This is a genomic window from Mesorhizobium sp. M4A.F.Ca.ET.022.05.2.1 (assembly GCF_003998845.1).
In the GTDB taxonomy this organism is placed as follows: Bacteria; Pseudomonadota; Alphaproteobacteria; order Rhizobiales; family Rhizobiaceae; genus Mesorhizobium.
In genome coordinates, this window is sequence record NZ_RZOJ01000295.1 from 1 (window position 1) to 7,531 (window position 7,531).

Annotated in this window: 7 protein-coding genes and 2 pseudogenes; 5 read left to right on the top strand and 4 right to left on the bottom strand. The window is 63.7% G+C overall.

Translation table 11 applies throughout. From position 1 onward, the window contains the following. On the bottom strand, positions 1–379 hold a 379-nt coding region (locus tag EN745_RS25070), incomplete at its 3' end, for an alcohol dehydrogenase catalytic domain-containing protein (protein ID WP_148669376.1). A gap of 127 nt (positions 380–506) precedes the next feature. Between EN745_RS25070 and EN745_RS25075 the strand changes: the two genes are divergently transcribed. Next, positions 507–1,442 carry a LysR family transcriptional regulator gene (locus tag EN745_RS25075; protein WP_127422509.1) on the top strand — a complete coding sequence of 312 codons (936 nt, stop codon included), beginning with the start codon at positions 507–509 and terminating at the stop codon, positions 1,440–1,442. Between the two features lie 47 nt (positions 1,443–1,489). Continuing rightward, positions 1,490–2,800 carry a hemolysin family protein gene (locus EN745_RS25080; RefSeq protein ID WP_126058728.1) on the top strand — a complete coding sequence of 437 codons (1,311 nt, stop codon included), beginning with the start codon at positions 1,490–1,492 and terminating at the stop codon, positions 2,798–2,800. A 2-nt stretch (positions 2,801–2,802) separates the two neighbouring features. On the opposite strand, the gene EN745_RS25085 is transcribed toward EN745_RS25080, so the two are convergent. Continuing rightward, the gene (locus tag EN745_RS25085; RefSeq protein ID WP_126059386.1) at positions 2,803–3,393 is read right to left on the bottom strand and encodes a CGNR zinc finger domain-containing protein; all 591 of its coding nucleotides are present in this window, start codon (positions 3,391–3,393) and stop codon (positions 2,803–2,805) included. 113 nt (positions 3,394–3,506) lie between these two features. Here EN745_RS25085 and EN745_RS25090 point away from each other — a divergent pair, with 113 nt between their 5' ends. Further along, entirely contained in the window at positions 3,507–4,415 is a 909-nt protein-coding gene (locus EN745_RS25090) for an alpha/beta hydrolase (protein ID WP_127422510.1), read from the top strand. A gap of 9 nt (positions 4,416–4,424) precedes the next feature. Here EN745_RS25090 and EN745_RS25095 read toward each other — a convergent pair whose 3' ends face one another. Next, a complete protein-coding gene (locus EN745_RS25095; protein WP_127422511.1) occupies positions 4,425–5,351 on the bottom strand; it encodes a DMT family transporter in 927 nt (308 codons plus the stop codon). 170 nt (positions 5,352–5,521) lie between these two features. Here EN745_RS25095 and EN745_RS25100 point away from each other — a divergent pair, with 170 nt between their 5' ends. Beyond that, complete coding sequence (locus EN745_RS25100) at positions 5,522–6,823, top strand: glucoamylase family protein (RefSeq protein WP_127422512.1); 1,302 nt, start codon at positions 5,522–5,524, stop codon at positions 6,821–6,823. A 54-nt stretch (positions 6,824–6,877) separates the two neighbouring features. Here EN745_RS25100 and EN745_RS37195 read toward each other — a convergent pair. Next, a pseudogene (locus tag EN745_RS37195) lies at positions 6,878–7,036 on the bottom strand (zinc-binding alcohol dehydrogenase family protein); the annotation flags it as partial. A 90-nt stretch (positions 7,037–7,126) separates the two neighbouring features. Here EN745_RS37195 and EN745_RS25110 point away from each other — a divergent pair. Next, positions 7,127–7,490: pseudogene (locus EN745_RS25110) on the top strand (helix-turn-helix domain-containing protein). Positions 7,491–7,531 lie beyond the last annotated feature (41 nt).

Genomic DNA, 7,531 nt, shown 5'->3' on the forward strand with positions numbered 1-7,531 from the left:
CGCCGAGGATCACGTACTCGGACAGCGTGCCCGGCAGCGAGGAACCCAGCGTGTGCTTGTGCAGCACCGGCGGCGCATCGCCATCCGGCCAGTCGGCGAGCACCTGGCCGAGCACGCGCTGTCCGACCTGAAAGCGGAGGACATCGCTGCCCACGGCCACCACTTCGCCAACGGCGTCGGACGTCGGCACGAAGGGAAAGCCCAGGTCGGGGATCAGCACGCCGTCCACGATCATCCGGTCCTTGTAGTTCAGCGACACCGCCTTGGTGCGCACCAAAAGATCGCGCGGGCCGGGTTCGGGTATCCTGCCGTCCACCAGTTGCAGCTTTGACAGGCCGAACCCGCTCATCTGCCAGGATCTGTTGATGTTGATGCTCATCTCGGTCCGCCTCCGCGTTTTGATCGGGATGCGGAATAATTAAGCGGTCCAACTATGGAAAATAGTGCCTCTATGTGGTATATTTGGATACTGATTGAAGATAAAAAATCTACAATAGGAGAGCGCCGTGGAGGCGGCCAGCCTGCAAGGCATCCTCGCTTTCGTGCATGCGGTGGAGGCTGGCAGCTTTACCGGCGCCGGCGAGCGCCTGAACGTTACGAAATCGGCAGTCGGCAAGTCGATCGCGCAACTGGAGCGGCGGCTGGCGGTCCGCTTGCTTAATCGCACGACCCGAAGCCTCAGCCCGACCAGCGAAGGCCTTAGCTACTACGAGGCCTGCGTCAGGGCGCTTGCCGAGATCGACGCCGCGCAATCGTTGCTCGCTTCGCGCCGGCAGGTGCCGTCAGGCAAGCTGCGCGTCGACGTGCCGCTCGCCTTTGGGCGCAGATGCGTCGCGCCCGTCCTGTTCGGCATCGCCAGTCGCCACCCGGATCTGACGATGGAAATCTCGTTCAGCGACCGGCGTGTCGACCTGATCGAGGAGGGCATCGACCTCGCCATCCGCATGGGCGATCTCGACGACAGCCTGTCGCTGGCGGCAAGGCGCATCTACACGCAGCGCTCGGCTATCTGCGCGGCTCCGGCCTATCTCGAGCAGCATGGCCGGCCGCAGTCGATCGAGGACCTCGCCGGCCACAGCATCATCGCCTATGGCCGCAACGGCATCGTCCATCCCTGGATGGTGAGGCATGCCGATGGCCATATCGGCAAATTCCGGCCGCAGGCGCGGCTGATCCTCGGCCACGGCGAACCGATGCTGGATGCCGCCCTCGCCGGCTGCGGCATCACTTTCCTGCCGACATGGCTGACCGCCGACAGCCTCAGGAGCGGCGAGCTCGAAACTGTCCTGTCGGATTGTCTCATAGAAAACATCGTCGTCCATGCGATCTGGCCGGTGACGCGCAATCTCGCGCCCAAGGTGCGTGTCGTCGTCGATGCGCTGGTCGAGCACTTCTCATCGCCGCCCTGGGACCACCCCTGGAGCAGTGACCTCGAAAAATAGCGGCCCCGCTATTTTCGAATGCACTGCGGCAATGCTATTGACCCTTCATGCTTTATCTTGAAATCGCCATCGTGACCGTCCTCATATGCGTGAACGGTCTTCTGGCAATGTCCGAACTTGCCATCGTTTCGTCACGCCCTGCCCGCCTCAAGGCAATGATCGACCGCAACGTTAAGGGCGCTGGCCGCGCGCTGGCGCTCGGCTCCAACCCCGGCAAGTTCCTGTCATCGGTGCAGATCGGCATCACCCTGGTCGGCGTTCTCTCCGGTGCCTTTTCCGGCGCCACGCTGGGCGAGCGGCTGGCGGCATTGCTGGCATCGAACGGCGTGCGCGAAACCATTGCCGATCCGCTTGGCGTCGGCATCGTCGTCGCGATCATCACCTACGCTTCGCTGATCGTCGGCGAGCTCGTGCCGAAGCAGATCGCGCTGCGCGATCCCGAGCGGGTTGCCGTCCGGGCGGCGCCCGCGATGACCGTCCTCGCCACCGTCTCGGCGCCGCTCGTCTTCCTGCTCGACATTTCCGGTCGCGCCGTCCTCTGGCTGCTCGGCCAGCGCGGCGAGAGCGAAGAGAAGGTCACCGACGAGGAGATCAAGATGCTGGTCGCCGAAGCCGAGCATCACGGCACCATCGAATCCGACGAGCGCCGCATGATCGCCGGCGTCATGCGGCTCGGCGACCGCGCCGTGCGCGCTGTGATGACGCCGCGCACCGAGGTCGACTGGATCAACCTGCAGTCAGACGAGGCGGCCATCAAGAGGCTGCTGATCGAGACCCAGCATTCGCGCCTGCCCGCGGGGGACGGCAATGTCGACGCCATGGTCGGCGTCGTCCAGACACGCGACGTGCTGGCCGCGATCCTCGGCGGCAAGGTGCTGGAGCCACGCCAGCATGTGCGCGCCGCGCCCATCGTGCACGACCAGGCCGATGCGCTGGACGTGCTGCAGAAGCTGAAGGAATCGGACGTGCCGATGGCGCTGGTCCATGACGAATACGGCCATTTCGAAGGCATCGTCACGCCGGCCGACATTCTGGAAGCGATAACCGGCGTCTTCCGCTCGGACCTCGATGCCGGCGAGGAGGAAAACGCCGTCAAGCGCGAAGACGGCTCGTGGCTGCTCGCCGGCTACATGCAGGCCGACGAGATGGCCGAGGTGCTCGGCATCGACCTGCCCGAAAACCGCGACTACGAGACCGTCGCCGGCTACGTGCTGTCGCATCTGCATCACCTGCCGGCGACCGGCGAATGCGTCGATGCGCAGGGCTGGCGCTTCGAGGTCGTAGACCTCGACGGCCGCCGCATCGACAAGCTGATCGCAACGCGCCTGCCGGACAGTCACCGGCAGATCGCGCGCTGACATTAGGCGGCGCTAAGCCCCCTATGGCGCGAGACCTTCTCGCGGTTGCCGCAGGTGCGCATGCTGCACCAGCGGCGTTTGCCGCCGCGCGACGTATCGAGGAAAAGCCAGCCGCAGCGAGGACAGGAATGCAGCCTGTCCCGCGGCAAGCTGAAGAAGGCTTCGACCGACAGCAAAGCAAGGAACGCGGTGACGGCATCCGGGTCCCGCCACTGGCTTGGCTGCGGTCTGGTGTCGTGCAAGTCGACCGACCCGGTGGCTAGCGGGCTCGCCGCGCATGAGAACAGGACGCTGAGCGCCTCGGTCGCGGACGGTTTGCCCGCGGCGATCGGCTCAAAAATCTGAAAAGACGCTTCACGGACTTCGCGAACCCGTTCCACGAAGCGCCCATCTTCGATCTCGGAAACGGCCTGCGCCTGGTGATGGTCGGCAAGCCCTGAAGCCATGAACCAGTTGGCAACATCCTGGGTCGACTTGAACAGTTCATTGTCGGGCGCCGGCACGCGCCGGTCGAACACGGCGTTCGACAGGTCCAGGGCGGAATGCCCGCCTATGAAGTGCTCCGGCACCCATTCGGTGTGTGTCTGCGCCATGGAACATAACCCTATTAACCGCATTATGCAGTTACGATGTAACCGTAATCATACAGATATGTGGTTTCAAAGCCAGAGCGTCGCCAGCAGCACGGGACCATGGGAGACAGACGATGCGAAGCGATCCTTACAAGACACGGCACGAAACCATCCGTGCCGACGGCCTCGACATTTTCTATCGTCATGCCGGCGACCCGGACCGTCCGGCAATCCTGCTGCTGCACGGATATCCGACTTCCTCACATGTCTATCGCAACATCATCGAGCCACTGGCCGAGACAGCCTATGTGGTGGCACCGGATATGCCCGGTTTCGGCTTCTCGTCCGCCCCTTCCACCGACGCCTATGACTACACGTTCGAGAACCTCGCCAACACGATCGAGGCATTCATTGAGGCCCTTGGTCTCGAGCGGTTCTTTCTCTATATCACCGACTTCGGCGCGCCCGTCGGTTACCATCTCGCGACACGACGGCCGGATCGTATCCTCGGCCTGATCGTCCAGGACGGCAATGCCCATGAGGAGGGGCTGGGACCGGATTGGGACGCACCCAAGGTGTTCTTCGCCGAACCGACGGACGACAACCGCGCCAAGCTGCCGGACTGGATGAATTTCGAGGGCACCCGCAACCAGTATATCGGCGGTCTTCCAGAACGTCTGAAGGTCTTGTTTCCGCCCGAGAGTTGGCATCTCGACACCGAGCGCCTGGAGAGGCCCGGAAACACTGACATTCAGTTCGAACTCTTCACAGATTATGGCTCACACATCGCGCGCTTCCCCGCCATCCAGGCCTACTTGCGCAACCACCGGCCAGCTTGCCTTGTGCTGTGGGGCCGCCATGATGCCTTCTTCGCGGTGGATGAGGTCATGGCCTACAATCGCGACCTCCACGCCATCGAAATCCATGTCTTTGAAAGCGGCCACATGCTGCTTGAGACGCACCATCGCCAATGCGCGGCGCACATCGCTCACTTCATGCACGAGGTGGAGACCGGTGTCTTTCGCGATTCCGAAAGGCGCTGACCGCGACGGTCAAACGGCTGCCTCGATCGGCTCGGCAAGTTTCGGGTTTGCCCGCGCGGCGATCAGGCAGCCGGCGACGATCAGGCATGCTCCCGCGAGCGTCGTCCAGGTGACCGCCTCGTCGAAGAAGAACCAGCCAAACGCGATCGCCCAGATGAAGGCCGAATATTCCGTTGGAATGAGATATTGCGCTTCGGCGCGGGCGTAGGACCAGCTCATCAGGAATTGGCCGGCAAGCGACAGCGCTGTCACTCCGGCCAAGGGAAGCCAAAGATTGGCTGGCAGGGCGACGGCGAGCCACGGCGCGGCGAGGCCGAGGATGATTGCAACGGCCAAGCTCTGGAAGAACATGATTTCGACTGGTTTGGCCACCAGCGCCTGTTGCCGGGCGAGGATCAGGTTGTAGCCGTAGAACACCGTCGATACGAGCACCGCCGCCGTGCCCAGCAGGGCGTCTTGCGAATAGCTTGCCTGCCCGAACTGGCCCGACACGATGATCGCCACGCCAGCGATGCCGGCGATCGATGCCCAGATTGCCTCCCGCCGGACTCGCTCGCCCAGCAACAACGCGGCGAGGAGGAGAGCGATCAACGGCGCAACGAAGCTGAGCCCGACGGCCTCCGCGAGTGGCAGCCTGCCAAGCCCCCAGAAGAATGATATCAGGACGATGCCGACAATCATGGCCCGCAGGGCATGTAGCCTCAGCACCGCAATGGTTGGCAGCGAGCGCGATCCCGCTGACCAAGCTGCGCCCGCGACTGCAGTCGCGAGCAAGCCGCGCCACAGCACCGTATTGTAGACGCCCACGGCGATAACCAGCGTCTTCATCGCCGCATCCATCCCGGAAAGCAGGAAGATGGCGAGCGCGCATACGAGCACCGGAATCATCGGGGAAACGACGCCTGTCAGGCTGGATGTCTTCACGGCTTCACTCATCTGGCTGCGGATATCTCAGGGCAATCGGCGGGACCAGATGGCAGCGCCGTCGATATGGCGGTCCAATCGGCGCGGTTGATGCGCCTCTCGCTATCGGCCCTCGCCTGCCTCACTATGATTGATCGGCCAAAAAGTTGGGAAGCGCCGCGAAGGCCTCTATATCGGTAGCCATGGATGCATCGAGCGACCACAAGCTGAACGAGGAGCTTCTCTCCAGCATCCAGCGCCTGTCCTTCGATTACTTTCTCAAGGAGGCCAACCCGGCAAATGGCCTGATCGCCGACCGCAACACGCCGGCGTCGCCCGCCAGCATCGCCGCCGTCGGGCTCGCCTTGTCGGCCTATCCCGTCGGCGTCGAGCGTGGGTTCATGACCCGCGACGCTGCCGTTGAACGGACGATCGCTACGCTTCGCTTCTTCTGGAACGCGCCGCACGGGCCAGAACCCGACGCCACCGGCTACAAGGGCTTCTACTATCATTTCCTTGACATGAAGACAGGCCGCCGCGTCTGGAAGTGCGAGCTGTCCACGGTCGACACGGCACTTCTGCTTGCCGGCGTGCTGGCAGCCGGCGCCTATTTTGACGCCGACGACGAATCCGAACTGGAAATCCGCCGGCTTGCCGATGCGCTCTACCGCCGCGCCGACTGGCGCTGGGCGCAGGATGGCGGCGCCACCGTCAGCCATGGCTGGCGGCCCGAGAAGGGCTTCCTGCGCTACCGCTGGCAAGGCTATGACGAGGCGGTGATCCTCTATGTGCTGGGCCTCGCCTCGCCGACCCATCCGCTGCCGCCCGAGTCCTATGCGGCCTGGCTTTCCACTTACAAGTGGAAGAAGATCTATGGCCGGGAACTGGTCTATGCCGGGCCGCTCTTCGTCCACCAGTTCTCACATGTCTGGATCGATTTCCGCGGCATCCGCGATGCCTTCATGCACAGGCACGGCACCGACTATTTCGAGAACAGCCGCCAGGCGACCTACCTGCAGCGCGACTACGCCATCCGCAATCCGAAGGGCTTCGTCGGCTATGACGAGAATTGCTGGGGCGTCACCGCCAGTGATGGCCCGGGCCTGAAAAAGCTCCATCTGACGATCGGCGGCCGACGCTTCTTCGGCTATCTGGCGCGCGGCGCGCCTTTCGGTCCGGATGACGGCACCTTGTCGCCCTGGGCGGCGATTACCTCATTGCCGTTTGCGCCCGAGATCGTGCTGCCGGTGCTCCGCCATTTCCGCGACATCGACCTGCACGAGGGCAACCCTTACGGCTTCACCGCCAGCTTCAATCCGACAATCGCCGCTGCCGACGGCCGCGCCTGCGGCTGGGTATCGCCGGACCATGTCGGCATCAACCAGGGGCCGATCGCGCTGATGATCGAGAACTACCGGTCGGACTTCCTGTGGCGGCTCATGCGCCGCGTACCGGCCATCGCCACGGGCCTGCGACGAGCCGGATTTTCGGGTGGCTGGCTGTGACCGGCAGCGATGACCAGGCGGGTTCCAGAATCGACACGCCACCAGCACGATCTTACCTGTCGAGCGGCGCTCCTTGATAAGGCGGTGAGCCGCACCGGCCTGGTCGAGTGGGAAGCGGCCACCGGACGTGACACGCAACAGGCCGCCGGCAGCCAAATCGAAAGCTGGCGCAAGCCACGGCAAACTCCGATCGCTATGGCATCGGCCGTCCATTGCCACTATCTGCGCTGTCTCGACTACACACTCATTTGTCCGCTGCTCACTAGGAGGTGACCACGGCCGGACCGATCAAGAGAACTGCCGATGCTGCCGGCGGAGCGTGCCTTGAAAGTAATCTCGAGCCGCTGGAAGACGGTCATCCTCTACCACCTGTTCGATGGTCCCCCGCGGCCCTCGTCGCTGAAGGCACTGGTGCCTTCGATCACCCAGAAGGTGCTGATCCAGCAGTTGCGCGAAATGGAGGAGCACGGCCTTGTCCGCCGCGAGGGTCTTCGCCTAGATCCCGTCGCGCGTCGAATACTTCGCGACGCCCCTTGGCCTCAGCCCCGAGCCCATCCTTCTGGCGCTGTGCGAATGGGGGCAGCACCATGCCGACGAGTTCGACGAGCACGACCCGGTGGCGGACTGCGTCATGAGGCCGAGGCAGTCCGCGCAGGCGGCAAATTGAAAAGGGCGGCGCAAGCGCCGCCCCATATCCCTTGGGAGGAT